The sequence below is a fragment of the Novosphingobium sp. ERN07 genome, from assembly GCF_012641335.1.
Lineage (GTDB): Bacteria > Pseudomonadota > Alphaproteobacteria > Sphingomonadales > Sphingomonadaceae > Novosphingobium.
This window is the reverse complement of sequence record NZ_JABAID010000014.1, coordinates 68,288-92,806: the sequence shown is the minus strand read 5'-3', so window position 1 is coordinate 92,806 and position 24,519 is coordinate 68,288. Positions and strand designations below refer to the sequence as shown.

Here is a 24,519-nt window from a genome sequence, read left to right as displayed (position 1 = left end):
TTGCCGGTCAGGAAACGATAGTTGACGGTAACCGACGCGGCCGATGGCTGGTCCAACGTGACGGTGAACGCCATGTAATCGCCTTCAAGCACGCCATAGTTGCTGACGGAGATGGCCGGCTGATCGATGGTAGCGTCGTCGTTGAGGATCGTCGCGATGCCAACGGTGCCCGCGGTCGACGGGGCCGCTGCGGGTGGCGTGACTTTCAGGGAGAAGAACTCGGTAGCTTCGATCGTCCTGTCGCCCGTGACGGGCACGTCGACATAGCCCACCACTTGTCCGGCCACGAGTGTGAGTGTGCCCGAAGTTGCCGTATAGTCCTGCCCGGCAACCGCTGAGCCGTCGACCGTCGTGTAGGCGAGCGAAAGCGCTGCGGTGTGGGGCTGGGACAGGCGCACTTCGAAGCGGGCCATGCGGGTGCCGCTGTCGCCTTCGTAGACGATCGGCGATCCGACCAGCACGGCAAGGTTCGAGCCGGAACCATCATCGTCGAGCACGATGCCCATCGAACGCAGGGCCGGACCACCGCCTGCCAGTTCGGCATTGGTGGGATCGAACAGTTCCATCGTCAGGTTCTGGTCGACCTCGTCGAGCGAATCCGACGGCACGTAGATCTGTACGGTTTGGGTTGTCTGGCCGGGCGTGAAGACAAGTTGCCTGATCTCACCCATGTCGCCCGACCAACTGGTGTTCGGGTCGCTCGCCGTGCCAAGGCCGTTCCCGGTCAGGAAACGATAATTCACGGTGACCGAGCCTGCAGAGGGTTGGTCCATCGTGACGGTGAACGCCATGTAGTCGCCTTCGACCACGCCATAGCTGCTGACGGAGATCGTCGGTTGATCGGTGGCAGAATCATCGTTGAGAATCGTCGCGATACCCACCGAGCCGTCCGTTGAGGTGGCGGCGCCGGGCGGAGTGATCTTGAGGAAGAAGGTTTCTGTCGCTTCGATCGTCCTGTCGCCGATGACGGGCACGTCGACGAACCCGACGACCTGCCCGGCGGCGATGTTAAGCGTACCCGACGTCGCAAGATAATCCTGCCCCGCCATCGCTGAACCATCTATGGTGCTGTATGCGATGGAGAGCGCAGAAGTGTGCGGGCGCGACAAGCGCACTTCGAAGCGAGCCACGGCATTGCCGCTATCGTTTTCGTACACGATCGGCGAGCCAACCAGCACGGCGAGATTCGTACCCGTACCGTCGTTGTCCTGCACGATCCCCATTGCGCGCAGCGCAGGCCCGCCGCCTGCCAGCTCAAGGTTGGCGGGATCAAAAAGCTCCAGCGTGAAATTCTCGTCGACCTCGTCAACGGAATCATTCGGCGCAAATACCGTGATGACCTTGCTCGTCTCGCCGGCAGCAAAGGTCAGTTGATAGATATCGCCCATGTCACCCGACCAACTGGTGTTCTGGTCGTCCGCAGTGCCAAGCCCATTTCCGGTCAGGAAGCGGTACCGAACGGTTTCCGTGCCAGCGGCCGCCTGATTCAACGTGACAGTAAAAGAGAGATTGTTTCCTTCGATTGCAGTCGCGTTTGACACTGAAGCAATGGTCATACGAATCGCTCTCTTTGTGAATTCTCCAAAATGAACTTATTACTTATTTTTTTTATGGCTCAAGCTGGAAATCAAAGAGTTAGACGTCCGAAACGGACTGATTCCGCAAAAAGGCCGTTTTGGCTTGTTTAACGTCCACTGGCGCAGCACATCCAGGAAACCACATCCCGGATCACACCTTCAGACGGTACGTCTCGCTTGCAGGATCAAGCATTCGATGATGCGTTGGGTCGCGAAAGCCTACGGTGCTCCAGCGCTGCTGAAAAACGCCTAGTTCGCGCAAGTATCGCGCGAGGTGCTCTGGCGCGAAATCTAGGCCGCGAGACTTGCTTTCATAATGGTATAGCAGGGCGCGGGGTTCGTAGATGTTCCGTAACCCCTGTCCACGAAGCTTCAAGCAGAGATCGATATCGTTATAGGCGATGGCCAGGTCTCTTTCGTCCAGACCTCCGACGCTTTCGAACTTGGCCTTTGATACGACAAGGCAGGCCGCTGTCACGGCGGTTGCCTGACGAGCGATCAGTGATTGGGCGAAATAGCCGGGGTCGTCTTCTGGAATTCCGCGATGAGCATGCCCAGCAGCCCCCCCCATGCCGATCACTACCCCTGCGTGCTGGATCGACCTGTCGGCGTACAGCAGCCTTGCACCAACCGCACCGATGTCCTGACCAATCGCGTGGGACATCATGACGCTCAGCCATTGGGGTGCGATAACTTCGGTGTCATTGTTGAGGAGACAGATATACTGCCCTGACGCTTGGGCTACGGCGAAATTGTTGATTGCCGAATAATTGTAGGCATACGGCCAGCGAAGCACCCTGACTCGCAAATCCCCACTCGCTTGGTCGAAATAGGCAAGGGTTTCGTTCTCCCTGCTTCCGTTGTCGACAATGATCAATTCATAGTCAGGATAATCAGTCAATCGCAGAACGCTGTCGATGCACGGTCGCAAAAGATCGATCCGGTCGCGGGTCGGGACGATGATGCTGACTTTTGGCGCGAATGGCGGGACAGGATGTGTGCAGTCAAGCGTGCCGAACGGCCCACGCTTCATGCTCGCATCGGGGAGCAGCCGTCGAATTGCCTCCATCCGCCCCGGAGGAAGAATCTGCCAGGCGCGGTCCGCTGTTGTAGCGGCAATGTAGTCGATATGTACTGGGCTTGGCGCATTCTGGCCAATCAACATGTAAGCAAGCAGACACGAGACAATGCCATCGTCGGGCGTCTCGTCGAGCGATGGCGCGCGTTCTAGCGTTGACCATGCCGCTTGCCGGGGCAATGCGCAGGCGGCCGACAGGTAATCCTGCGCGACGAACATTTCGGGATTCCATTCAGGCTTCAGCCACGGGTTGGTCTGATTGCCGTGTTCGTCCAGTTCGTCCTGATCGGCGTAAACGACAGGATGAATTGAACGGGAAGCTGCGGGCGACATGTCTGAAATCGTCGCGGCATAAGCATGCAGCGCCCCTCGTGTAAGCTGGATGCTCGAATCAATCGGTACGATGTATTCGCACGATGCCGTGGCCAGCACATGTCGCAAAGCTGCCGCGCGCGTAGGAAACGTACCAGGGGCAATGTGCAAGCCGGCATGGTGTGGCAATATCGGCGTGCCGTCCTGCGTTGTTACGATCAACGTCCATGCGGTGTACGATTGCCGAAAAACCGACAGGCACGCGCGGCGTGCAGCTTCGGCATCGTGACCTGACGCAAGATGGAGATGAATAATGATATGTGGTGCGGGCAATCCTGGCGGCCACGGATCTTCAAAGCTGCTGCGATGCAGCACGGACCACCATCGATAGACCTGCGGCAGCCCGGCAGCCGCCGCTCTCAGCCGCCCCAATGCACGGAGGCGCCGCCGCGCGAGCCACCACCAGGCGATGGCAAGCCCTTCAAGCGGGTGCCGGACCAATACGGACAGATACAGCGAAAGCCAGGCCATACGCGCGGACAACGCTGCGATGACGGATGTCCAACCGACGGGCCGGCGAGGACCATTGCCGATTTTCGAATTGGATGGGATGCTCAAACAGGTTGCCAGCAGGTTGAAATGTTCATTCGATCTCGGCCTACATTATAAAGGTGTGCAGTGCAGCAAAAGGTGATGCTCTTTTCATGGTGCCTATCACCGTCGTTCGATACACCGCCCAGTGACTCACCATCAACTCGTCAGTGCCGTAAATCGTGCAGGATTGACGGTGCAATCGTCATTTCGCAGGTCATTCCCTCGTTGAAGCTGCCTTGGAGGCTCCCTTGCGGAAGCGGAGGTGAATGGTCCGATCTCGCGCGAACTAAATGCATGTCGGGGAAAATTCGCTAGATAAAGCGCTGCCGTTTGCCTATCCGGTGCCTTGGTGGGGGCTGTGGCGCTTTGTGGCAGGTGGAGAGTTATTGGTGCCTGGTAATCCTGATATTTCTACCGCTGTAAGCGCAGCCGCTGCAGTTGGTTATTATAAAGTTTCCATAGTAACTCGCACAAAAGATCGCGAAATTCTTCTAAAGCGTGCAGCGCAAAGTGTCCTTTCGCAATCATTCAAAGATTATTGCTGGGTCGTTGTTAACGATGGTGGCGATGATTCTGTTGTAAGGCGCGTCATTTCTGGCTGTGGGATTGATGAAAATCGCGTTGAAATCATTTCAAACAAATATTCACTTGGCATGGAGGCGGCATCAAACCTCGGTGTCAATGCCGTAAAATCTGAATACATCGTCATTCACGATGACGATGATTCGTGGGCGCCAGAATTTCTCGCGAATACTGTGCAGTTTCTCGAAGAAAATCCAGATCATTTGTACGGTGGGGTGGTAAGCCACTCTACGTACATATCTGAGCTGATCCGCGATGACGAGGTAGTCGAAATTCAGCGCAAGCCGTATCAGAACCGGCTCGTCGGCGTCGACCTTGAAGCGGTTTTAGATAAAAATCTGTTTCCCCCGATTTCGTTTCTTTTCCGACGGTCGATCTATGACAGCGTCGGAGGTTTTGACGAAACGCTGCCTGTGTTGGGCGATTGGCTCTTCAATCTGGAGTTTTTGCTGCGCGCCAACATTGGCGTCCTGCCAAAATCATTGGCGTTTTATCACCACCGTGACCGGTCCGATGCAACAGCGCCGGAATATCGCAATACCGTGGTGGATCAGGTTTCCCTGCATCAGCAGTACACCCCGATAGTGCGCAACCGCTTCCTGCGGCGTAACCTCAACCAATCTGCGGTTTCTCTCGGTTTGACGTTGCAGGCGCAGGCAGTGGAATCCGCAGGCGCGCCAGTTTCGCCCCGGCAGGCGGCGGCAGCGCTGCCCGCCGTTCAGCAGCTTTCACGAGGAGAGAGCGATCTTGCCTGGGCAATAGCTGCGGCGAATGCTGCGCTGGCGGATCGAAGGTTTTCCGCAATAATACGGAATCGCAAGCTTTCTCCCGTGCCCCCAAACGGCACGTGGAGCGTCGTTCTGCCCTTGCTGCGCAAGCTCAACGTCGACGTTCCGCCGCCGCACGATTTCGATGACGGTGCCTATCTCGCAGCCAATCCTGACGTTGCCGCTGCTGTCCGAGATGGCAAGCAAAAGTCGGGCTTTGCACACTACATCATGCATGGCCGGCACGAGGGGCGCGCGCGGCCGAGTGGCGAATACAGGGCACCGGCGCCATCAGGGGGCGTGGCGCCCAGCGCACGACCAAACCATGTTGGTCCCGTTTTCGACAGTCTGCCGATGGTCAGATCGAGCCACAAGGCCGACGGCTTTGAACGGGTTCTGCATGTCGCTCATCATGAGTGGCATGGCATTCGTCAGGCTTCTGCCTACAGCCCCGGTCACAAACTGCTGATTTCCGCGCACGAAACGCTGACGGAAGATGAAAAGCGGGCGATTGCCGAAAATGCGGCGCGGTTGGGAGTCGAACGCATCTGTTTTCAGGGTTATTCCGAAAACATGGATGCGTTGCTGCTCTATCTTCGGAGCGTGCTTGGTCCCACGATCAAGTACTACATGATCAGCCATGTCACGACCGCACAATTCGATCACCGCTTCGAAATGGTTGTTATTGCCAAACTGCTGAACCGTTTGCGCTTCGGAGTGCTTGATGGGATAGCTTCGGTAAAGCCGGGGTTTCATCGCGCCATCGAAGGCTTTTGGCCCGGCACGATCATCAACTATGCCCCGAACATCCCGATGGTTTCGGGGCGGCGCAGTGCGCATGCCGAAGTCTATGCGCCGCTGGATGTCGGTTGGCGCAAGAATCTGTTCACCAACATCATGGCCGGATCGCTGGCGCGCAATGTGGATGTGGTCAAAACCGCGAATTTTCCCAATGGTCTGGAAAGCATTCACGATCTGCGAAAGCTGCGGCTGGTAGGGTATCTGCGCGGCAAGGATCTGCTCGACGAAATGGCACGCAGTTCCCTGACGCTGATCGCGACGCTGGCCGAATGCCAACCAATGACGCAGCTTGAAAGTCTCGCCGTGGGCACGCCTGCGTTGACTGGTCCGCTAGAGGTCGAGGAATTCGCCAACGATCCGTTGGTCACGCTCTGCACGACCAGCCATCTTGATAACCCCGCGCTCTTGGCCAAGGATATCGAGAAGATCGTCGAAGTGCTTCGGGGCGATTCCGATGGAATGCTGCAGATGATCGCGCAGCATCTGGATCGTCGCCATTCTGTCGCTACGCGGAACTATGCGGACTTTTTGGAGCTTTGAGCGACGATGGCACCCCCGAAAAAGGCGATCTGCTTCGTCACTAACGAACTTTATCCGCTCGGGCCGGGCGGAATTGGCCGAATGCTCTACAATTTTGCCAAACTTAACCAGGAAATGGGCCTGCCGGCCGAGTTCCATTTCCTGGTCCCGCAGGCACTGCTTGATTCCCGACCTGATGCCGGTGACCTGCTGCAAGCGGCATTCGCGAACATTGCGACGGTCCATGTCTGTCCGTCGCTGCCGACGACGCCGACGCAGATGGCGCAACTGCTGGCGCGCGCTCAGGAACATCCCTGGACGACCGAATGGCTTTACGGCAACTCCTACGCCTATTACTTGGGATTGCTTGCGGCCGAGGAGCGTCGAGGTGCGCCTTTCGACATAATCGAGTTCCCCGATTTTGGCGGTTGGGCGGTGGCCACGATTGAAGCCAAGCGGGCGAGGCTCGCGTTTGCCGACACATTGATCAGTGCCCGCATCCATTCAACGCAGGGAATGCTTTATGGCGTCGAACGCTATGCCAACGATCCCGGCCACTGGGCGGGCATCATGTTCGATGCCGAGCGTCACTTGTTTGCCCATGCCGATCTGATCGTCGGCCATGATCCTCAGATTACGGCTCACACCGCTCGATTTTATGGTCTTGAACAGCGATGGGAGTCGCGGTCGAGGCTTGAATTTCCCCCGGTGTTTCTCAAGACTGGGCCAGATAGCTACGAGCGCGCTGACAAGGTCGTACCGCCACAGGACAATCGCGCGTGTAGTGATTTCCTGTTCGGCTCGCGGTTGCAACCGGTAAAGCGGCCTGATCTTTTCATCCGCGCGGCGATTCTGTTTTTGGAACGGCATCCCAATCACGATGGGCGATTCCGGCTCGTCTGCAACGGCTGGGATCGTGCCTTCGTCGACGGGTTGAAGGCGCTGGTACCCACAGCGATGGCGCAGCGCATTCTCTTCCTTGAAAAGGCCGAGCCGGATGAACGGCTGATGTATATCGACAATTCGATCGTGGTCGTGCCTTCCGACTATGAAAGCCTCTGCCTTTTTGCATTCGAAGCAGCGCTGGCCGGGCGCAAAGTCATACTCAACGGTGCCTGCCCAGCTTTCGGCAATGACTTTCGCTGGCATGATGGTGATAATTGCCTTCTGTTCGATGGGTCGGTCATGTCGCTGGCGGACACGATGGAGCGCGCGCTTACTTGGCAGCAGACGTCGTTCGTCGATGCCGTGCCTGACGATCCGTACTGGCTGGGGGATTTGTCGCTGCCGACTGCGGATGTTCTCCCGGCTGCCGATCTACAGCCCGGCACCGCAATCGTGGCTTATGGTGCCCAATCGCCATCGGAATTCCATCGTCAGTTCGATGTCGTCTGTCAGATCGAGCAGGAACTGGAGGCTGCCGGCAAAGCATACGAAATCGTTTTCCAGTTGCCGCACGCCAGCTTCGCGCCTGACGGAGAGGAAGCTGCGCTTGTTCGCAAGCGCGGATGGACGCTGGCGCTCAGCTCCGGCAATCGCGAATGCCCGCAAATGTTTGGTCAGCGTCTGGTTTCGCTGCGGCGTCGAACGGTGTTTCTGCTTCCATTCGGTTACGAGGTATCGCCCGGTTTCGTCCCAGATGCGATCAGGGTCATGCAGGCCGATCCGTCGCTTGCGATTGTCAGCGGTCAGATCGAACTGGTCGATGGCAACACGGGGCGCAGCGATTTCGTCCGGATCTATTCCGGCGAGGCACCGTCTACGGCGCTTCTGTCAAGTCGTATCGCGCCGCCGCTTTGCCTTTTGAACGCGTGCGCGGTTTCGCGCATCCCGTTCGATCCCTGGGCGGGAGCTTTCTGGTTCGAGGTATTCGCCCGTACCTGCGCGTTGCGCGGGGAAGGGGTGGTCGTGATGCCAGTTCTGGCAGGAACGCTCGATACCTTGCAGCAGCAGCAGCCTGAAACGAACAAGCGCATTGCTGCCGGATTGCTCGATCAGATCGGCATCGCGGCTGGCTGGCAAGCCCGGTTGCTTAGCGTCGACCCGGTGCAGATTCCCGCGCAGACTGAAGTACGGTCGCTCGTTTACGGCGAAGATCAGTTGCGACAGATATTCCGGATCAATCCTGTGGGCCCGGTGCGATCGTGGGAACCTGTCGGCTGGCAGGACAGCGCCGGTGCCGCGCTTGTTCATCCTCTTGAAGGACACGTCACGATCGGTGAACTCGCAGGGCCGTGGCGCCGGATAAGCCGTTTGGTTGCGCACGTGCGCAATGCGCGGACGGACAACGACGGTGCCGAAGTCGCGATTGCGCTGGCCCGCTCGCAGGTTGAAGCATCCGATGTGCTAAAACTGATTCAGGACGGTGGAACGCCTGATGACATCGCCATGTCAAACTGGAGCGTAATCGAGCCAGGGGGATCTGCCCAGTTGAACCTTGCCTGTTATGGTGTCAGCAAGGGGCATGACAAGGTGCTGCTTCTCTCGCGACCGCGAAACGGTGGTCGTGATGCAAACGCCGAAATCGTGTTCCCGGCCATCGATTTCCACTTCAACAATCTCAGCATCGGATAATCGCCCAAGCTTCGCCGGCGCGCGCTTTTCGCGTTGACAACGATCAAGCCCGCTGGAAGCGTAGGGCCTTAATTGACAAGGCTGTTCAGACGTATGGAAACAGAAATCGCTTACCCCAGTCAGTTCGTTCAGCCATCACGGAAGATCGAGACGCTCAATCCCGCCGATCACGCAGTCGGTGCACCATTTGCGCCCCTTCCGCGCTCGTTCTATCTCGTCGATCCCCGGCTTGACGTGGCGCAACCAGTCGCGACAGAACAGGAAATCGCCGATACCGTCAGCAGCCGGGCCAAGTTCCGCGTGGGCGAATATGGTGACCCCTATGTGGCCGACGTGCTGCGTGCGTTCCGAATGCTGCGCGGCAAGAAGTTCTATCTTGAGATCGGCATTTTCGATCGCGGCAACCTCGCCTACATTTCCTCGCTGCTCGATCCTGACGCGGTGCTCATCGGCATCGACGTGCAGGATGACCCGGAACGCGACGCCCTGCTGCGTGCGTCATTGAAGCCGGGGCAGACATTCCACGCGGTTATCGCATCCAGCCGAACACCAGATGCGGTCAACGCCGTGCGCGAAATCCTTGGCAGCAACAAACTAGATGCGGTGTTCATTGATGGTGACCATACCGCCTACGGTGCGCTTGCCGACTATGCGCTCTACGAAGAATTCGTGGCCAATGATGGCATCTTCCTTTTCCACGACAGCGTCTGGGAAGGCGACGAGATGCACAAAGGCGTGTGCGATGCCCTTGACGAGATCAGCCGGGTAGACACGATCTATCTGATTGATGGCGCCAATCCCGTACGCCGTTTTTGCCGGCCACTATGGCGGGACAGTCTGTGGGGGGTGGTCGGCGTCGTCTTCGCGTCGGACCAGAAATGGCGGATCGGTCTGCCTCGCTGATCCCGGCATTGTTAATTAGCAAACAGGCCGTATCGCATTCTGGTGATACGGCCTGTGTCGATCAGGCGTTCAATCGTCATACCCGCTATAACCGTCGATCAGGTCCAACCTGTCTTCGTGGATGAACAGGTTGTTCCGGCCCCGAATGTCGTCGCTGAACCGGCCGCTGGCTTCGTCTATGTGCCGGACCTGATAGCCGGGACCGAACTGATCCATCAGGGTCGCGATCCGGGCCCTCACCACCGGCGTATCCAGAATTTGGTCGTTGTCATCGAGGCATTCGACGATGACACACGGCCGATGGGCGGCGATCGTGGCTTTCATTCCGGCAATGACTTCGGTTTCAAAGCCTTCGACATCGATCTTGATCAGGTCTGCTCCCGCGAAATGCGTGGAAATGACGATTTCGCGGCGGTATCTTTCTTGGTTCGCGAGAAGATGATCCAGGCGGAACAGCGCAACCTTTTCGGTGAACCAGGCGTCGGCGATCTTGCCTTCGACAAAAGTTTCATCGCTCGACATTACATAGACGCCAGAGGGATGCTGGAGGTCCAGCTCGCTTTCCATTGAACCCAAGCCTGCCCGCAACGGCGCGATGTGGCCGCCGAAACCGTTGGCGGCAATGTTCACCAGCATACGGCTATAGGTCACGAAGGACGGCTCGAATGCCATGACGCGGCTTGCGGGGTTGGCGGCAATCGCGGCAAGTGCGAATACACCGGTAAAGGCTCCGATGTCATAGATCCATTGCGCCTGCCGTGCGAGATGGCACCACAGCTTCAGCGTGCCGGTTTCAAACGAGGCGGGGCCGGCATACATATAGTGTCCGGCGACTACATCGTCGGCGTTGTTGAACATGACGAAGGACTGTTCGCCCTGCGCCGCCTTGCAATTCACGAAGCCGCGATAGCCCAGTTCGTAATTGCAACGTTCGATTTCCGACGATGCAAAAGCCTTGTGCCGCGTGGCTTCGCGCGCAACCAGATTTCGCTGCGAAAAAGCAAGATAATCCATGAGCCAAGCCCCTGTCAGAGCGCCGAATAGGAATCCACGGCGAAATTGACATCATCGTAAGCCGTTGCCTGCCCCTGATCGATGATCACGGCGCGGTTGCACAGCTCGCGGACCGTGCCGGTATCGTGCGATGCCAGGATCATCGTGCGGTCGGCACGTTTCTCGAACAGTTCGACGCGGCATTTGCGATGAAAATTCTGATCGCCCACCAGAATGATTTCGTCGATCAGGTAGCATTCGAATTCGATCGCCAGGGACAGCGCGAAGGCCAAACGTGCACGCATACCCGAAGAATAGGTCTTCACCGGCATCCGCAGTTGGGAACCGAGTTCGGTAAAATCTTCAACGAAGTCACGAATGGCGGCATATTCGCGCTGGTAGATTCGCGCAATGAACCGGGCATTGTCATAACCGGTCAGGCTGCCCTGAAATCCGCCGGCAAACCCCAGCGGCCAAGAGATCGACATGTGATGTTCGATCCTGCCCGATGTCGGCATTTCAACCCCGCCGATAAGCTTGATCAGCGTCGTCTTGCCTGCGCCGTTGCGGCCGAGCAGGGCAATGCGGTCACCCCGCTGAACGGTGAGGTTCACATTGCGCAGCACCTGCTTGCGCAGACCTGCGTGGCGGTACTCCTTGCAGATGTCGCGACAGACGATCATTCGACAGCCAGTGTTTTGCGAACCCGGCGGCACAGCGGTAAGCCGATCCCGATCAGGACCGCCGAACAGATGATCGGATTCCAGACGTCGTAATATGCGGTGACCTTGATGCCCCAGATGCCCTTGCGCATCATCTCCATGCCATTGACGAACGGTGACAGCATCAGGAATTCGCGCATGGTCGGCGTCAGCCAGGATGACATGTTGAAAGCGCCGGAAAAGGGGATCATCACATAAGTGGTAACCGGGATGAATTTTTCCATCACGTCCGAAATTTCGGAAAGCGGCGAAAGAACAAGGCAGATTGAGAGGCAGAACAGCGAATAGAGCGCCCATCCGGCAAGAAACAGCCCGATGTCTGCCGGAACGGGCATGAAGCCTGTGGCGATAAGAATCAGCCCGATGAACAAATAAGCCATCATACAGCCCATCATCTCGATGATGAACCGGGCAAGAATGAAATCCATGATCTTGATCTGGCGATGGTAAAGCAGACTGCTGTTGGTCGTGAATACGAGAACGCTTCGCTGCACGCTGTGGCGAAAAAGGGTCAGTGGAATGTATCCCGTGGCAACGAAGGCGACGACACTGATTCCGTGTTCTTCAGGCCCCTTGGCTAAGCTCCAGAGCAATCCGACCAGACTCGCAAAAAGCAGCGGCTCCACCATGATCCAGAGGAAGCCGATATTCTCCCGCCCGAAGCGAGTAGACAATTCACGAATAACGAGCGCGTGGATGACCCGGGTCTGGACCTCCCACGCGCTTTGCAACCTGCGCAGACTGCCCGGAACCATTATCAATCGTCCGAGGCGTGTTCGAGTACGCCGACCACGAACATCCACACGATGAAGTAGAGACAGAGCGCAGCCGCAAAGACCGTCAGGATGTTCAGCAGGCGCTTCGGCAGCAATGGGGTATCGGGCAGGTTCGGATCGACCACGCGCTCCAGATAGAACTGCTGGCGCTGCGCTTCTGCACGCGCCTGCACCAGTCCGGCATTGGCCGCGTTCAGACTTTCAGTGGCGAACTCCTGTTCGACCAAAAGATTTTCGTATCCGCCCAGTTTCGAGGCGATACCGGTGCTGGTGCCAACGACACGACTATCCTGCGCTGCGATTTGCACGGAGATGGCGCTGATGCGATTTTGCAGGGCCGGAATAGATGGATTCGCGGGGGTCAGTCGTTGCATCTGATCAAGCTGCGCCATCATTGCGGCGCGTTGTGCGATCAGGTTGTTGGAAATCTCGATCACGCCGGTGGCCTGCTTCGCTGGATCGATCACTTCCTGACGATTTCGAAACGATGCCAGTGCAAGCCGCGCTTCGCGCGCGCGCGCCGATGCCAGTTCCACCTGCTTTTGCGCTTCGGCGATACCGCGGCTTTGCGCGCGCGCGTTCAGCCGGTTTACCAGCGCCTCGCTCTGTTCAAGGAGCTTCAGGTTGATCTCGAAGGCGTCCCGCGCAGTGTAAGCTTTGACTTTGATCACCGCGAGTCCGGTTTCGCTGTCCAGACGGGCTTCGACCATCTTGCCGTAATACTTGTAGAGATCTTCGAACGTGTTGCTCTGAAACGGTTGCGGAAAGCGGGACAGGAAATCGATTTGTGATGCGGCGAATTTCTGCCGAATACCGGCATCCCGCTCCAATCCTTTCAAGGCGTCGCGCGATTGCACGAATCCAAGGATTTCGTTGGTTTGCTCCTGTCCGCCGGAAAGCCCGGTCGTCTGGATCAGGTTAGCGAGCGAGGACACTTGTGATCGTTTCTGATCCGGGCTTTTGACGACGAAGCGGGATTCCGAAACGAAGACATCTGATGCGATGAATCCGAAGTACAGAGTTGCCAGCAGTGTGGGCAAAACTACAGCTGCAAGAAACCAGCGTCGCTTCTTCAACCGATCCGTAAACGACGGCGGAGAATGACGTGGTTCCGCATACTCGGGTTGTTGCAGTTCCCGAAGTGGCTCGGCCTCGTCCAGTGCGGGAAATGTTTGTTCAGCATTCATAACGAGCCTTCGCCGAGCCTTCGTGGCGCGCCGGCGCCGTTGAGCATTGTCGTTCCGCTAGGCTATGTGCCTGCGACGCGCAAGGCTGACACGCTTCAATATGGTCCTGCAGCGCCACAGGAAATCTGTTCGCCGTTTTCAGCGGCCTCTTGGTCGAACCGTGCGATCGCATGGCTGACTACCATATCCAGCGCTTGGTTTGAAAAGAACCCGCCGGGAATGAGGCAGCGCTCAATCAACACCCTGCGAAAAGCATTGAATGTGGCAGCATCAGGTTCTTGCGGGGCGCTCCAGAAGGCATCCAGCCCGTGTTCCGCGGTTATGTGTGCGATGTCGTAGATTGCGGTGCCCAGCACCACTGCCGGAATGCCCATTGACAGGCCAAGCGTGCCGCTGGTGCTGTTGATCGTGACCATGCCTAAGGACCGACGCGCGATCGGCACGATGTCACCGCTCGGCAGGTAATCCACCCGGTCGGCCACACCGAAGCGTGTCGCCAGATCGCGTGACACAAGTTCCCAGTCCCGCACGCCATTATCGAGAGGGTGCTCCTTGATTACCAGCCGCGTGTTGGCTGGTGCGTGTTGCGCGAACGACGACAGCACCACCTTTGTTGCCTCAGCAATGCCCGCAAACGGTGAATGCAGACGGATCTGCGCATCCGAATCGAGCTGCAGCGGGAACAGGAAGTATGGCGCATTGCTGGCCTCCAGCCGCTGGATCAGCGCTTCCCCTTGCGCCTCGCGCTCTTTGCGGCGGCGCAGCTTGCGCAGCCAGCCCATCCCTTCGACCAGAGGATGCCAAGGGCGGTGGTTGTTCCAGTTGTTATAGTGCCACCGCGTCAGCACATCGGCCAGATTGTAGGCCAGCCCCTCAATTGCGCGGCGGCGGAATGAAGATGGGACCGGTGCGTGCTGTTCCACCGGCGGCAGCTTCGCCGCGGTTTCGAGGTACCATTGCGGATCGCGCGGCAGCTGCGAATGGCCGTTCACGCCATCCCGCTCGAACGTCACCCAATCCGGCCGGATATAGCCTTCCTCGAAGACGTGGACGGGAATCTTCAGTTCGCGGCAGACCTTTGTGGCGGCCATGTGGTGATCGCGGCAATCGCCGAACAGCATCACATCGGTGATCTGCTTGTCTGCAAGGATATGGGCGAAGGCTTCGGGCCATTCTTCCAGGGTGCCGAGGTAATCGATGCCGTTGGGTAGGCGCCAGAAGAGGCGGTCGCCGCCGTTGAAGTTGATCTTGTACACGCTGTGGCCGGCTTTCAACAAGCCTTGGCCGAGGCGGCGGAAGAGGGGGCCCATGAGGCCTTGGAGCAGCAGAACGCGGCGCTTGGAGCGGCTCGGTGGTGTCATTCGGGAGGCCTTATCGCGAAGCGGGGGCGGGGTCGATGGCGCGTTGGGCAATTCCTACAGGATTTACATCCGCTTGGGTGTTTCCCGACCGGTGACAGCGCGGAACGCGGTTGCTATGCGGAGCTTTGCCAACTTCGGATTTCGGCTTAGCAAGTGTTTGCGATATTTGCATTATTGGCCGGATCGGTGATTCTGGATGCCCTTGCTCGTCCGCGTAGGAGCCAGGGCATGACCTTGCGTAGCCTTGCCGGGACGTGCCTGCTGTGGCTGTTGGCGGCGCTGCCGTTTGGCTTGTTTCTGGCCCTCAGCGGCAACCTTCCCGTTTCGGCGGGATCGGCGCTGGCGCTGGTAGGTCTGTTCACGATGATATCGAACGCCAAGCGCGCTATGCTGGGTGAGGCGCTGGTCTTTTCCGACCTTGCCCTGTTGGGTGCTGTCTTCCGCCATCCGCAGTTCTACTTTTCCGCACTGACCCGCGTGCAGAAGACGCTGCTCGCGCTGGCGGCCCCGGTGGTTCCGCTGCTGTTGCTGGCCGTGTTCGTGCCTGAACTGACACCGCATCTGGCCGGGCTGGCGGTGATCGGCGCGAGCGCCATCATGCTGCGCGCCGCAGTCCGCGCGCGACCCTGGAGCGATCTGGCGAGGCAGCCCGACAGCGAGGCTGACGTGCAGCGGCATGGCCTGATACCGACGGTGTTTCTACATTGGCTACGCTGGCGCGAAACTGGCGATCCGCATCCTGCGCCGCCTGTCGAAGCCGCCGTGCAGAATGACGAACTGGTGATCCTGATCCAGTGTGAATCGTTTGCCGATCCGGCTGACCTGTTTGGTGAGGCCGCACCATCGCTGCCTGCGCTTGATGGGGCGAGGGCGCTGGCTTGGTCATATGGCAAGTTGGCGGTGCATGGCTTTGGGGCCTACACCATGCGGACCGAATATGGCGTGCTATTCGGACGAAGCGAGGCGGAACTGGGCTTTCGCCGGTTCGATCCATTCCTGACCGCAACCGGCGAAGCCAGCTATGCGCTGCCCGCGCGTCTGAATGGGGCAGGCTGGCGATCAATATTCGTCCATCCACACGACATGCGGTTTTACAATCGCGCGGAGATCATGGCAGCGGGCGGCTTTTCTGAACTGGTGGGTGAAGAAAGGTTTGCGCAGCCCGCAGCAGACGAAGGGCGGTATGTTACGGACGCCGCAATGGCGGACGAGATTCTGCGACTTGCGGCTGATGCGGCTTGCCCTACGCTGATCTATGCTGTGACCATCGAGAATCACGGCCCTTGGAACGCCGCAGCAGGGGATGATCCGAGATCGGTTTACTTGCGCTTGCTTGGCAAAGGCGATGCCATGCTGGCCAAGCTGTCTGACGGATTGCGCGCGCTGAAACGCCCGGCGACGCTTGTGTTCTTCGGCGACCACCGACCAAGCATTCCTGGTCTATGCGATCCCGGCAACGAGCGGCACACGCCTTTTGTGGTGCTGCGTTTTGACGCCTGCGGTAAGCCTGTGAAAGGTAATGGATCGGTGCAAACCTTTACGCCTGCCCAACTGCACCACCATGTGCTGGATCTGCTGAAAGGCGAATGCTGATCCGAATTCGGGATTACCTGCGATTTGATCGCACCGGCGGTGCAAGCGAGCGAAGCAGGCGGTCCCGGATCGGGCGGGGCAAGGCTGGCAGAACGAGGCGGATAAGGGCGAAAGGCCAAGGGAAGATCAGGTGCGCCTTTTGCGCGCGCATGGCGGCGAGAATTGCCCCGGCGCCGCGTTGCGGCGAGATCATGAACGGCTTAGGACCGGGGACGCGATGCGCGGCCGCGGTATCGATAAAGCCTGGTGAAACCAGTGTTACGCTGATGCCATGTGGGCGCATGGCAATGCGCAGGGAATCGGCAAACCGCGCCAGCCCCGCCTTTGAAGCGGCATAGCTGGCGGCAAATGGCATGGGGGCAAAGCCTGCGGCGGATCCAATGAACACGATATGATGCCCCTTGCGGTCGCCATTCCAGCTTTGTTGCGGCCGCGCAGCCATGCGTTGGGCTAGTTCAGCACCGAGGGCAGACGGGGCTACGCAGTTCACATGATACAGCCGCGACACGAGTTCGGGGTGGTCGAACGTATCTGTCGCGGCCCGGATGTCCCCCAGGCCTGAGGCGAAAATTACCGTATCGATGGGGGTGCGGTCATCTTCATCTCGGAGCGCGGCAAGAGCAGCATCAAGATCAAGCAAATCGACGGAGTGGGCGTTCACCCGGGTTCCGCCGGCTTTCCTGCAAAGTTCGGCGGTCAGTGCAAGGCGTTTTCGATCGCGGCCCCACAATGTCAGAAGGGAGGCGGATTTTGCGCATTCCAGCGCGAGCGCGGTGCCAAGTTCGCCTGAGGCCCCCAGGATCAGGACGTGTCCCAAAAACGCATCCATTCTGGAATTTTTCCTTGGCATCTTCTTTGTCGTCAATAGTTTGCAGAAAAACGACCAGCGACGAAACGAAACACTTGCAATCTTGTTGCACTGCGGTGTGCAGGGACGGGTTCAGCGACTTTTAATGTTCCCAGCAGCACATCGCGGAATTGCGACGAGCCGACATTGACGGACTGTTTCTTCATTGACAGCCAACGCGCAGTAATGTCCAGAAAGATCGCAATGGTTGAATCGACTTCGCACACGCAGCAAATCCGGCTGTTCAGCAATCAGTGGCTGGAACGGTGCACCGTGATTACCCCGGTGGGGTTCATTGTCACCTGGTCGATGCTGGTCCCGGCATTGGTGTGGCTGGCATGGGGCTCTGCTGATGAAGCGGCAGCGATGCTGCTGGCCGGGGGCGGGTTGCTGTTCTGGTTTCTGTTCGAATACGGCATGCATCGGTGGGTCTTTCACTGGAAGCCGCGCCACTCCCTGCTGCAGAGTTTCGTGTTCATCATGCATGGCAATCACCATGCCGATCCCAACGATCCGCTGCGCAATCTTATGCCGCCGGTGGCCAGCATTCCGATTACCGGTTCGGTCTGGCTGGTGTTTCTTGCCCTTTTCGGCGCGGCTGGCACATGGGCTTTCATCGGGTTCATCGTCGGGTATGTCGTTTATGACATGCTGCACTATGCCTGCCACCAGTGGCCAATGAAAAGCCGGATCTGGCTGCCATTCAAGAAGCACCACATGCGCCATCATTTCGGCGCGAATGAGGGCAATTACGCCATATCGGGGTTGCCGCTGGACCGGTTGTTCAGGACGCAGGTGGAATCGTTGAAGCCACCTGCCTGAGAGCCTGAGCCAAAACAGGCAACAAAGGTGGCCAAAGTCCACTTTGTTACAACAATTGTTATTTCAGAAATCCTTCCAAAACGGATATATGTATGTCTCCAGACTCGCGTGGGGGCATTTGCGTGATCGGATTGGGGTGTATTTTCGGTCGTCATCGGCCGGACCGCAAACGGGTGCGGCACGAACTGTGGGGCTATTCCGGGCATTGTCGATCGTGCGGCAAGGCCATGCACAAGCCGATGGCAGGCAAATGGGTGTCGGGCACACGGAAAGTGCTCTAAAGGCGCGCGCCTTCCCCTAGCCGGTTTCGGCCCTATCTGTTTTCAGAAAGCGCGTTGATCGCTTGTGCCACGATCTGCATGTGATCGTTCCAGCAGGGCGCGTGCCATGCAGGGAGGCGGGCCATCTGGGCCTGCCAGTGCGGTCCTTGTGCCGCGAAATCGGTAATCAGCCCGCGCCAGCGAGGGCCGTCCAGCGGATCGGCATAGTCGGGTGTGGTGCTGCCGACTTCGTGGTGCGCGGGAATGTTGCTGCAGATCACAGGCACGCCGACTGAAAGGGCTTCGGCAATGGGCATTCCGAAGCCTTCGGCAAAGGACGGCATCAGCAAGCCGCGTGCATTGCGCAGCAAGGTTGCAAGCCGCCGGTCGGAGCAGCCGGACATTTCGATCACATTACCTTGCAGGGCAGGGCAGCGATCCAGCATGTCGAGAACCTGTTCGTTTTCCCAACCGCGCCTGCCGATGATGACAAGTTTGGGAATCTCTGCTGCGGGCAAGACTTCGGCAAAGTGCCGCCAAAGATTGAGCAGGAGCAGGTGGTTCTTGCGGGGTTCGATGGTGCCGAGGCAAATGAAATAGGGCTGGTCAGGCAGTGATTCCTGATTGGCAGCGGAAATTTGCTCTGTGCCAAGCAAGGCAACATGGACAACGATCTGGCGGCCGCTGCGGCCAAGCCAAGGGCGCAGCGATTGGCCGGTGGCGGCGGAATTGACGATCACTGCATCGGCGAAGGCGGCCACAGTTTCCATTCTCTGCTGGTGCAGTGTGGCGCCGCCGGGGCGGGCATATTCGGGGTATTCCAGCGGAATCAGATCGTGAACCATGCACAGGAAGCGGGCATTCTCTGCTGCGAGAATCTGCTCCACTTTCGTCCTGTTGGTCAGGTGGTGGGGGGAAACCTGAATGTAGATTGGGCGCGCATGATTTTGCCGGGGTGCCTTGCGCGGAAGCAGGCGCAGCATCCAGGGCAGGATCGACGGAATCGAACGTTGCCGCGTGCGCCCATCTTCGTGTGCCCAGCGGCGTTCGAGTTCATCAAGATATGAAAGGGCGACGATCCGATCAAGCCGTCCGTACCGGCCCGTGGGGTGGACGGCGGCGAAAGCGAGATCTTCTCCGAAGAGCTTGAGCAGTCCGCGGGCGTAGGCCATTTCGACACGGTCCACGCCCGATGGCGTGGAGTGGCGGATGCGCGAGATCAGGCGCGAGATATCGAGGATCACGGTCATCCGGCAAGCGCTCTCAGCCGCGTCATGAAGCGGCCTTGCCAGCGGCGCAAGGGGGCGACCCAGCCAAGGCGGTTCGTTGCCTGCGCACTGGCGATGCGCATGACCAGCACTTCGGGCGGGCAGGGCAACCCGGTGACCGGATCGAGATAGCGCGGGTAGAGGATCAGGACGCCTGCGACCAGTTGGTCAAGCGTGAGGGTGCGCTTACGGCGATCGGGCACTGCACCAAGATCGCGTGTGAGGCCCCAGCCGGCGTAAAACGGTGTGCCGTGGCAGGTGACATCGGCCCCACGCATCAGGGCTTCGAAGCCGGTGAGCGAGGTGAGGACGTGAACTGCATCAACCACATCGAGCAGCGGTGCCATGCCGCCACCGCGCATGACGGCATCGGCATAGCGCAGGGCCTCGGCATCGGGGACTGCGCCTTTGCGATGGCCGGCATCGACATCGGGGTGAGGGCGGAACCAGATTTCGGCATCGGGTTCGAGCGCGCGGACGCGGCGCAGCAGTTCGAGATTGGACGTGAGGCCGCCGCCGCCTGCGAGGACCGACATGTCGTCTTCGACCTGCGCGGGGACGAGGATGCGCTTGCGGTTCGGGTCGCGCGGGGGAGCGGGAGCGTTAGTTTGTGCGGCGTATTTGCTGATGCCGGCCGTGACGATCCTCTTGCGCAGTGTTTGGGCGCGGGTGGTGAGGGCGGAGGTGAACGCGGTGGTGGCAAGGATGTGTTCGAGATCGCTGGGGGTGGCGGGATCGAAGTGGATGCCGCGCGTATCGACCACGACCGAGGCGGGGGGCACGAGATTGCTGCCGAGGCCGACCGAGCGGACGAAGCCGTCTTCGATGCGGACGATGCCGGTATCCTGCGCGTGGGCGGCAGCAAGGAGTGCTGGCGACACGCGCGAAGGCCAGACGGCGACGGCGCCCTTTACCTTGCGCGCCACGGCCAGTGCGCGGGCGGCATTGCGGACGAAGCGCAAGGGGCGTTCGGGCACCCAGAGGAAGCGACGGATCTCGTCACGCTTCCACCATGCCATGCCGCTCGCGGCGGCGATCGTGCGATTGGCGGTTATCTCCGCCCGCCATTGGGCGAGCAGGGCGACGGTGGCTTCGAATGTGCTATCAGCGCCTGTGAAGGGATCGATGTAGCGCTGGGCTTGGAGCAGATCGGTCAGCCGGGTGCGGAGGGCCTGCGGCGAATCGCCGGGCACGCCGTAAGCGCCGGGAGTGAGAACGGTGACGGGCAGGTCGAGCAAGGCGGCGATGGCGATGCGTTCGTCTGCGCCGTCGGCGGTGAGGTGGCCTGCGTTTTCGAGAGCGGACCACGCATCCTGCGCGCTCCAGCAATCGCCGCCGACGCGGGCTTGGCGGAGCAGGTCGAGGGCATCGGCGGGAAGGGGCCGGGCGGTGGCGGCAGGGGCCGAGATCACGGCGCGATGCTGGGGGAAGGGCGGCGCGCGGAGGAAGGTGGGCACGCTCATGGACGGCAATCCCATGATGACAGGGTGAGCGTGCCGTCAGCCTCGCGACAGATCACGCCGTAGCTGCCGGTGCGGAGCTTCAGGCTGGCGGGACGAAGGTGCGGCATGGCCTGAAGCGCGAAGCGGGCGGCGCCGTTGCTGGTGACAAGGAGCGTTGGGGCGCTGTTTGGCGTGAGGTTTTCGAGCAGAGCTTGCCATGCCGCGATGCGGGTTTCAGCGTTTACGATCCAGCCTGGAGGGGGCGTGCCTGCGGCGTCCCACGCATCGAGCGCTGCCTTGCCGACGCGGGCCTGCACTTCGGCTTCGGCGCGATTCTCGTCAGGGCCGTGATCGATTTCGCGCAGGAAGTCTGCGGGCTCGATGATGGTGGGATGCCGGGCAAGGATGGCCTCTGCGGTCTGGCGGGTGCGCAGCAGCGGAGACACCAGCGCGCGGGCGAACGTCCAGTCTTTCGCGCAGAACAGTTCGCCCAGCGCCTGCGCCTGAGCAAGCCCTTCTGCCGTCAATGGCAGATCGGTGCGCGCGCCGATGCGGCGGGGCGGCTCTCCGGCGTTGAATGTATTGCCGTGGCGGACGATGACGAGCATGGTGTTCTGGTTCAGGCCGGAAAGGGATCGCCAAAGCGGGTAATCGCTTCTTCGGCCCGCGCAAGGTCTTGAGGGGTGTCTATGCCCGACAGGAGGTGTTCGGGCACTTCGACCGCGATGGTCTGGACGTGCCAGCCGCCTTCAAGGAAACGCAACTGCTCAAGACTTTCGAGTGTTTCGTAATGGCTTGGCGGCGCCGTGGCGCACCAGTCAAGCGCCCCTATTGTATACCCATAGATGCCGAGATGCTGCCAGACTGGCGACATTGGCGAGGCGGCCCTCAGCGCCGTTTCGTTTCGCAAAGCGGGGATGATCGTTTTCGAGAACCATAGCGCGCGACCATCGCCTGCGCGAATGCAGGTGGTGCCGCTGAACGGCGCGGAGTGTTTATGTTCGCGCAAACGGTCCAGCCGGTCCCAGCCAAGCTGGAATACGGGGGTGATCACATCTGCGCGCGTATCGCGCAAATGGCGTAGCATTCCCGCAATGATCGAAGGCGGGATGAAGGGCGCATCACCCTGAAGATTGACGACTCTTGCGGGTGGAATGGGCATCTGCCGCGCTGCCGCATGGGCGCGTACAGTGCCTGAATCGAGTTCCGCAGCAGTCATTGCGCAATCGACGCCAAGGCTGGCGGCATGATCGGCAATGCGTGAATCATCAGTGGCGACCATGACAGCGCAATGGCCTGCTTCTGCCGCCGCCGCCTGCGCATTGGCGACCACACGTTCGAGTATGGAGCGCCCGGCAAGCGCCATGAGTGGCTTGCCGGGGAGCCGGCTTGAGCCATAGCGCGCTGGTACGACGATCAGGTCATTCGCGGGTAAATCACTGGGAGCATCCATCACGGCATTCTTGGCGGACAGCCCGTTTTCAGACAATCCCTGCTCTTACGATGTCGTGCATGTGTAGCACGCCCACCAGCGCTTCGCTTTCTACGACGAAGATCACCGACACGGCGTTTTCGTTCATGATGCGCAGGGCATCGGTGCAGAGCGTTCCCGGCGGCACGGTGATGGGGTTGGGCGACATGTGCAGTTCGATGCGGTCTTGCAGATCGTGGACTGCGATACAGCGGCGCAAATCGCCATCGGTGAACACGCCGACCAAACGGCCAGCATCGTCGACAACCGCTGTGGCACCATAGCGCTTGCGGCTCATTTCAATCGTAGCGAGGCTAAGCGTCGCATCGCGTCCGACTTTGGGAATAGCGTCGCCTGCTCCCATGATCTGTTCGACGGTCAGCAGTTGTGCGCCAAGCTTTCCGCCAGGGTGAAAGACGCGGAAGTCAGACGGGCTGAAGCCGCGCGCTTCGATCAACGCGACGGCCAGCACATCGCCCAGTACGATCTGGAGCGTTGTGGACGTGGTGGGGGCAAGATCGTTCGGGCAGGCTTCGCGCACGAGCGGCAAAGGCAGGCAGATATCGGCCGCCAGCGCCGCAGTGCTTTGCGGGAATGCGGTTGCCACGATCAGCGTCACGCCGAAGCGATTGCAGTAGTGAAAGATATCCTGCAATTCGCTGGTTTCGCCCGACCAGGTGATTGCAAATACAACGTCATCGTCGGAAACGAGTCCGAGATCTCCGTGACTTGCTTCGCCGGGATGGAGAAATAGCGCCTGCGTTCCGGTGGAGCGCAAGGTGGCTGCGATCTTGCGACCGACAAGGCCACTTTTGCCCATCCCGCTGACAACGACACGACCTTTCGTTCGCGCCATCGCCAGAATGGCGCGATCAAGCGCGCTGCGAAAACCCGGTGTGTCCAACGCAGAATGCAAGGCTTGCAGGCCCTGAATCTCGGTCTCAACCGTTTTGAGCGCAGAATGGGTGAAACCCGACGCAAAGAAATCAGCGTTCATCTTTACGTTCGTAGCGGCCATAAGACAGCATATCCATTCAGTTTGATGTACGGGCGATTAAGCAAAGGGCAATGTTGTGTTTGTTTGGCCGATTGCGTGCTGCCCGGAACTACGCCAATGGGTGCGCCCGAATTACGGGGTGACCCTTAGTTCAACGCTCAGGCGAATACCAACCGTTTTGCATTGCGATAGGATTAAGAATGCTCCTGTTTGGAAGAGAAATAGGTGGCAACGAGCCGCTCTTCGTGATCGCCGGTCCGTGCGTTATCGAAAGCGAGCATCATACCCTTTCGGTGGCTGAGCGTTTGTCAGAAATAAGTCAAAGACTTGGCCTGTTGCTGATTTTCAAGAGTTCGTTCGACAAGGCGAACCGTTCATCGGACAAATCGTTCCGCGGGCCGGGCATGGATGAAGGTTTGCGCATTCTGGAGAAGGTTCGCAAAGAGACAGGCCTGAAGATCCTTACCGACGTTCATGAGCGTGAGCAGGTGGAGGCCGTTGCGCAAGTTGTGGACGTGTTGCAAACGCCGGCTTTCCTTGCCCGTCAGACCGATTTTATCGCGGCGGTTGCGGCATCGGGCAAGCCGGTGAATATCAAGAAGGCGCAGTTCATGGCCCCTGCCGATATGAAGCAGGTTGCAGCCAAGGCGCGCAATGCGGCGGTTGCAGCAGGCCATGATCCCGACGCCTTCATGTTGTGCGACCGTGGCACGTCGTTCGGGTACAACACGCTGGTTTCGGACATGCGAGGCCTTGCGATCATGGCGGATACAGGATGCCCGGTGGTGTTCGATGCCACCCATTCGGTGCAGCAGCCCGGCGGGTTGGGCGAACGCTCGGGCGGGCAGCGCGAATATGTGCCGCTGCTGGCGCGCGCCGCAGTTGCGGCAGGCGTCGCGGGTGTGTTCATGGAAACGCATCCCGATCCCGAAAACGCCATGTCCGATGGCCCCAACGCACTGCCGCTTGACCAGTTCGAGCCATTGGTGACGCGGCTTATGGCGATTGACGCTGTGGTGAAGCAGGCCTAGTTCGCGTGGGTATGAAGGGGCAGGTCGGATCAGCCGGGAGTG

20 protein-coding genes are annotated in these 24,519 nt (G+C 59.3%); 6 read left to right on the top strand and 14 right to left on the bottom strand.

What is annotated here, in order from left to right:
• Positions 1–1,556, bottom strand: a 1,556-nt coding sequence (locus HGI47_RS16545; protein WP_206066250.1) for a Calx-beta domain-containing protein, incomplete at its 3' end; no start/stop codon positions are given.
• A 172-nt stretch (positions 1,557–1,728) separates the two neighbouring features.
• Positions 1,729–3,498 carry a glycosyltransferase family 2 protein gene (locus tag HGI47_RS16540; RefSeq protein WP_168853876.1) on the bottom strand — a complete coding sequence of 590 codons (1,770 nt, stop codon included), beginning with the start codon at positions 3,496–3,498 and terminating at the stop codon, positions 1,729–1,731.
• Between the two features lie 353 nt (positions 3,499–3,851).
• On the opposite strand from HGI47_RS16540, the gene HGI47_RS16535 reads away from it, so the two are divergent.
• The 3 genes from HGI47_RS16535 to HGI47_RS16525 all read left to right on the top strand — a co-directional run bounded on the left by HGI47_RS16535 (position 3,852) and on the right by HGI47_RS16525 (position 9,707).
• On the top strand, positions 3,852–6,251 hold the full coding sequence (locus HGI47_RS16535; RefSeq protein ID WP_168853875.1) for a glycosyltransferase: 2,400 nt from the start codon (positions 3,852–3,854) through the stop codon (positions 6,249–6,251).
• Positions 6,252–6,257: 6 nt separating this feature from the next.
• Positions 6,258–8,804, top strand: a complete 2,547-nt coding sequence (locus HGI47_RS16530) for a glycosyltransferase family 4 protein (protein WP_168853874.1) — start codon at positions 6,258–6,260, stop codon at positions 8,802–8,804.
• A 93-nt stretch (positions 8,805–8,897) separates the two neighbouring features.
• A complete protein-coding gene (locus HGI47_RS16525; RefSeq protein ID WP_168853873.1) occupies positions 8,898–9,707 on the top strand; it encodes a class I SAM-dependent methyltransferase in 810 nt (269 codons plus the stop codon).
• 69 nt (positions 9,708–9,776) lie between these two features.
• Here HGI47_RS16525 and HGI47_RS16520 read toward each other — a convergent pair whose 3' ends face one another.
• The 5 genes from HGI47_RS16520 to HGI47_RS16500 all read right to left on the bottom strand — a co-directional run bounded on the left by HGI47_RS16520 (position 9,777) and on the right by HGI47_RS16500 (position 14,746).
• The gene (locus HGI47_RS16520) at positions 9,777–10,721 is read right to left on the bottom strand and encodes an FkbM family methyltransferase (RefSeq protein WP_168853872.1); all 945 of its coding nucleotides are present in this window, start codon (positions 10,719–10,721) and stop codon (positions 9,777–9,779) included.
• A gap of 14 nt (positions 10,722–10,735) precedes the next feature.
• Positions 10,736–11,383 carry an ABC transporter ATP-binding protein gene (locus HGI47_RS16515; protein WP_168853871.1) on the bottom strand — a complete coding sequence of 216 codons (648 nt, stop codon included), beginning with the start codon at positions 11,381–11,383 and terminating at the stop codon, positions 10,736–10,738.
• Entirely contained in the window at positions 11,380–12,177 is a 798-nt protein-coding gene (locus HGI47_RS16510; protein ID WP_168853870.1) for an ABC transporter permease, read from the bottom strand. The genes HGI47_RS16515 and HGI47_RS16510 overlap by 4 nt, the downstream gene beginning before the upstream one ends.
• A 2-nt stretch (positions 12,178–12,179) precedes the next feature.
• Positions 12,180–13,238 (bottom strand): capsule biosynthesis protein, encoded by a 1,059-nt coding sequence (locus HGI47_RS16505; protein ID WP_168853869.1) that lies wholly within the window; start codon positions 13,236–13,238, stop codon positions 12,180–12,182.
• A gap of 242 nt (positions 13,239–13,480) precedes the next feature.
• Complete coding sequence (locus tag HGI47_RS16500) at positions 13,481–14,746, bottom strand: capsule biosynthesis protein (protein ID WP_206066249.1); 1,266 nt, start codon at positions 14,744–14,746, stop codon at positions 13,481–13,483.
• A 228-nt stretch (positions 14,747–14,974) separates the two neighbouring features.
• On the opposite strand from HGI47_RS16500, the gene HGI47_RS16495 reads away from it, so the two are divergent.
• A complete protein-coding gene (locus HGI47_RS16495) occupies positions 14,975–16,339 on the top strand; it encodes an LTA synthase family protein (RefSeq protein WP_168853868.1) in 1,365 nt (454 codons plus the stop codon).
• A gap of 13 nt (positions 16,340–16,352) precedes the next feature.
• Here the strand turns inward: HGI47_RS16495 and HGI47_RS16490 are convergent, their stop codons facing one another.
• Entirely contained in the window at positions 16,353–17,168 is an 816-nt protein-coding gene (locus HGI47_RS16490) for an SDR family oxidoreductase (RefSeq protein ID WP_206066248.1), read from the bottom strand.
• A gap of 32 nt (positions 17,169–17,200) precedes the next feature.
• Positions 17,201–17,353, bottom strand: a complete 153-nt coding sequence (locus tag HGI47_RS16485) for a hypothetical protein (RefSeq protein WP_168853867.1) — start codon at positions 17,351–17,353, stop codon at positions 17,201–17,203.
• Positions 17,354–17,372: 19 nt separating this feature from the next.
• On the opposite strand from HGI47_RS16485, the gene HGI47_RS16480 reads away from it, so the two are divergent.
• A complete protein-coding gene (locus tag HGI47_RS16480) occupies positions 17,373–18,008 on the top strand; it encodes a sterol desaturase family protein (protein ID WP_240950244.1) in 636 nt (211 codons plus the stop codon).
• Between the two features lie 313 nt (positions 18,009–18,321).
• Here the strand turns inward: HGI47_RS16480 and HGI47_RS16475 are convergent, their stop codons facing one another.
• From HGI47_RS16475 to HGI47_RS16455, 5 genes are read right to left on the bottom strand one after another with little or no spacing between them, the layout of a single operon-like run.
• Positions 18,322–19,518 carry a glycosyltransferase family 1 protein gene (locus tag HGI47_RS16475; protein WP_168853866.1) on the bottom strand — a complete coding sequence of 399 codons (1,197 nt, stop codon included), beginning with the start codon at positions 19,516–19,518 and terminating at the stop codon, positions 18,322–18,324.
• Positions 19,515–20,999: a beta-3-deoxy-D-manno-oct-2-ulosonic acid transferase gene (locus HGI47_RS16470; RefSeq protein ID WP_240950243.1), complete on the bottom strand. Its 1,485-nt coding sequence runs from the start codon at positions 20,997–20,999 to the stop codon at positions 19,515–19,517. Before HGI47_RS16470 ends, HGI47_RS16475 begins: the two co-directional genes overlap by 4 nt.
• Positions 20,996–21,586 (bottom strand): histidine phosphatase family protein, encoded by a 591-nt coding sequence (locus HGI47_RS16465; RefSeq protein WP_168853864.1) that lies wholly within the window; start codon positions 21,584–21,586, stop codon positions 20,996–20,998. Before HGI47_RS16465 ends, HGI47_RS16470 begins: the two co-directional genes overlap by 4 nt.
• An 11-nt stretch (positions 21,587–21,597) precedes the next feature.
• Positions 21,598–22,431 carry a 3-deoxy-manno-octulosonate cytidylyltransferase gene (gene kdsB, locus HGI47_RS16460; protein WP_168853863.1) on the bottom strand — a complete coding sequence of 278 codons (834 nt, stop codon included), beginning with the start codon at positions 22,429–22,431 and terminating at the stop codon, positions 21,598–21,600.
• 28 nt (positions 22,432–22,459) lie between these two features.
• On the bottom strand, positions 22,460–23,467 hold the full coding sequence (locus HGI47_RS16455; protein ID WP_240950242.1) for a KpsF/GutQ family sugar-phosphate isomerase: 1,008 nt from the start codon (positions 23,465–23,467) through the stop codon (positions 22,460–22,462).
• A gap of 179 nt (positions 23,468–23,646) precedes the next feature.
• Between HGI47_RS16455 and kdsA the strand changes: the two genes are divergently transcribed.
• Complete coding sequence (gene kdsA / locus HGI47_RS16450; protein ID WP_168853861.1) at positions 23,647–24,477, top strand: 3-deoxy-8-phosphooctulonate synthase; 831 nt, start codon at positions 23,647–23,649, stop codon at positions 24,475–24,477.
• The last annotated feature ends 42 nt before the right edge of the window (positions 24,478–24,519 follow it).

Excerpts from the sequence above, each read along its gene's own strand:
- HGI47_RS16500 (WP_206066249.1), bottom strand. The coding sequence starts at position 14,746 with ATGACACCACCGAGCCGCTCCAAGCGCCGCGTTCTGCTGCTCCAAGGC.
- HGI47_RS16515 (WP_168853871.1), bottom strand. The coding sequence starts at position 11,383 with ATGATCGTCTGTCGCGACATCTGCAAGGAGTACCGCCACGCAGGTCTG.
- HGI47_RS16475 (WP_168853866.1), bottom strand. The coding sequence starts at position 19,518 with ATGACCGTGATCCTCGATATCTCGCGCCTGATCTCGCGCATCCGCCAC.
- HGI47_RS16480 (WP_240950244.1), top strand. The coding sequence starts at position 17,373 with ATGTCCAGAAAGATCGCAATGGTTGAATCGACTTCGCACACGCAGCAA.
- HGI47_RS16455 (WP_240950242.1), bottom strand. The coding sequence starts at position 23,467 with ATGGCCGCTACGAACGTAAAGATGAACGCTGATTTCTTTGCGTCGGGT.
- HGI47_RS16470 (WP_240950243.1), bottom strand. The coding sequence starts at position 20,999 with ATGAGCGTGCCCACCTTCCTCCGCGCGCCGCCCTTCCCCCAGCATCGC.
- HGI47_RS16520 (WP_168853872.1), bottom strand. The coding sequence starts at position 10,721 with ATGGATTATCTTGCTTTTTCGCAGCGAAATCTGGTTGCGCGCGAAGCC.
- HGI47_RS16490 (WP_206066248.1), bottom strand. The coding sequence starts at position 17,168 with ATGGATGCGTTTTTGGGACACGTCCTGATCCTGGGGGCCTCAGGCGAA.
- HGI47_RS16535 (WP_168853875.1), top strand. The coding sequence starts at position 3,852 with ATGCATGTCGGGGAAAATTCGCTAGATAAAGCGCTGCCGTTTGCCTAT.
- kdsB (WP_168853863.1), bottom strand. The coding sequence starts at position 22,431 with ATGGATGCTCCCAGTGATTTACCCGCGAATGACCTGATCGTCGTACCA.
- HGI47_RS16465 (WP_168853864.1), bottom strand. The coding sequence starts at position 21,586 with ATGCTCGTCATCGTCCGCCACGGCAATACATTCAACGCCGGAGAGCCG.
- HGI47_RS16495 (WP_168853868.1), top strand. The coding sequence starts at position 14,975 with ATGACCTTGCGTAGCCTTGCCGGGACGTGCCTGCTGTGGCTGTTGGCG.
- HGI47_RS16525 (WP_168853873.1), top strand. The coding sequence starts at position 8,898 with ATGGAAACAGAAATCGCTTACCCCAGTCAGTTCGTTCAGCCATCACGG.
- HGI47_RS16485 (WP_168853867.1), bottom strand. The coding sequence starts at position 17,353 with ATGAAGAAACAGTCCGTCAATGTCGGCTCGTCGCAATTCCGCGATGTG.
- HGI47_RS16510 (WP_168853870.1), bottom strand. The coding sequence starts at position 12,177 with ATGGTTCCGGGCAGTCTGCGCAGGTTGCAAAGCGCGTGGGAGGTCCAG.
- HGI47_RS16540 (WP_168853876.1), bottom strand. The coding sequence starts at position 3,498 with ATGGCCTGGCTTTCGCTGTATCTGTCCGTATTGGTCCGGCACCCGCTT.
- kdsA (WP_168853861.1), top strand. The coding sequence starts at position 23,647 with ATGCTCCTGTTTGGAAGAGAAATAGGTGGCAACGAGCCGCTCTTCGTG.
- HGI47_RS16530 (WP_168853874.1), top strand. The coding sequence starts at position 6,258 with ATGGCACCCCCGAAAAAGGCGATCTGCTTCGTCACTAACGAACTTTAT.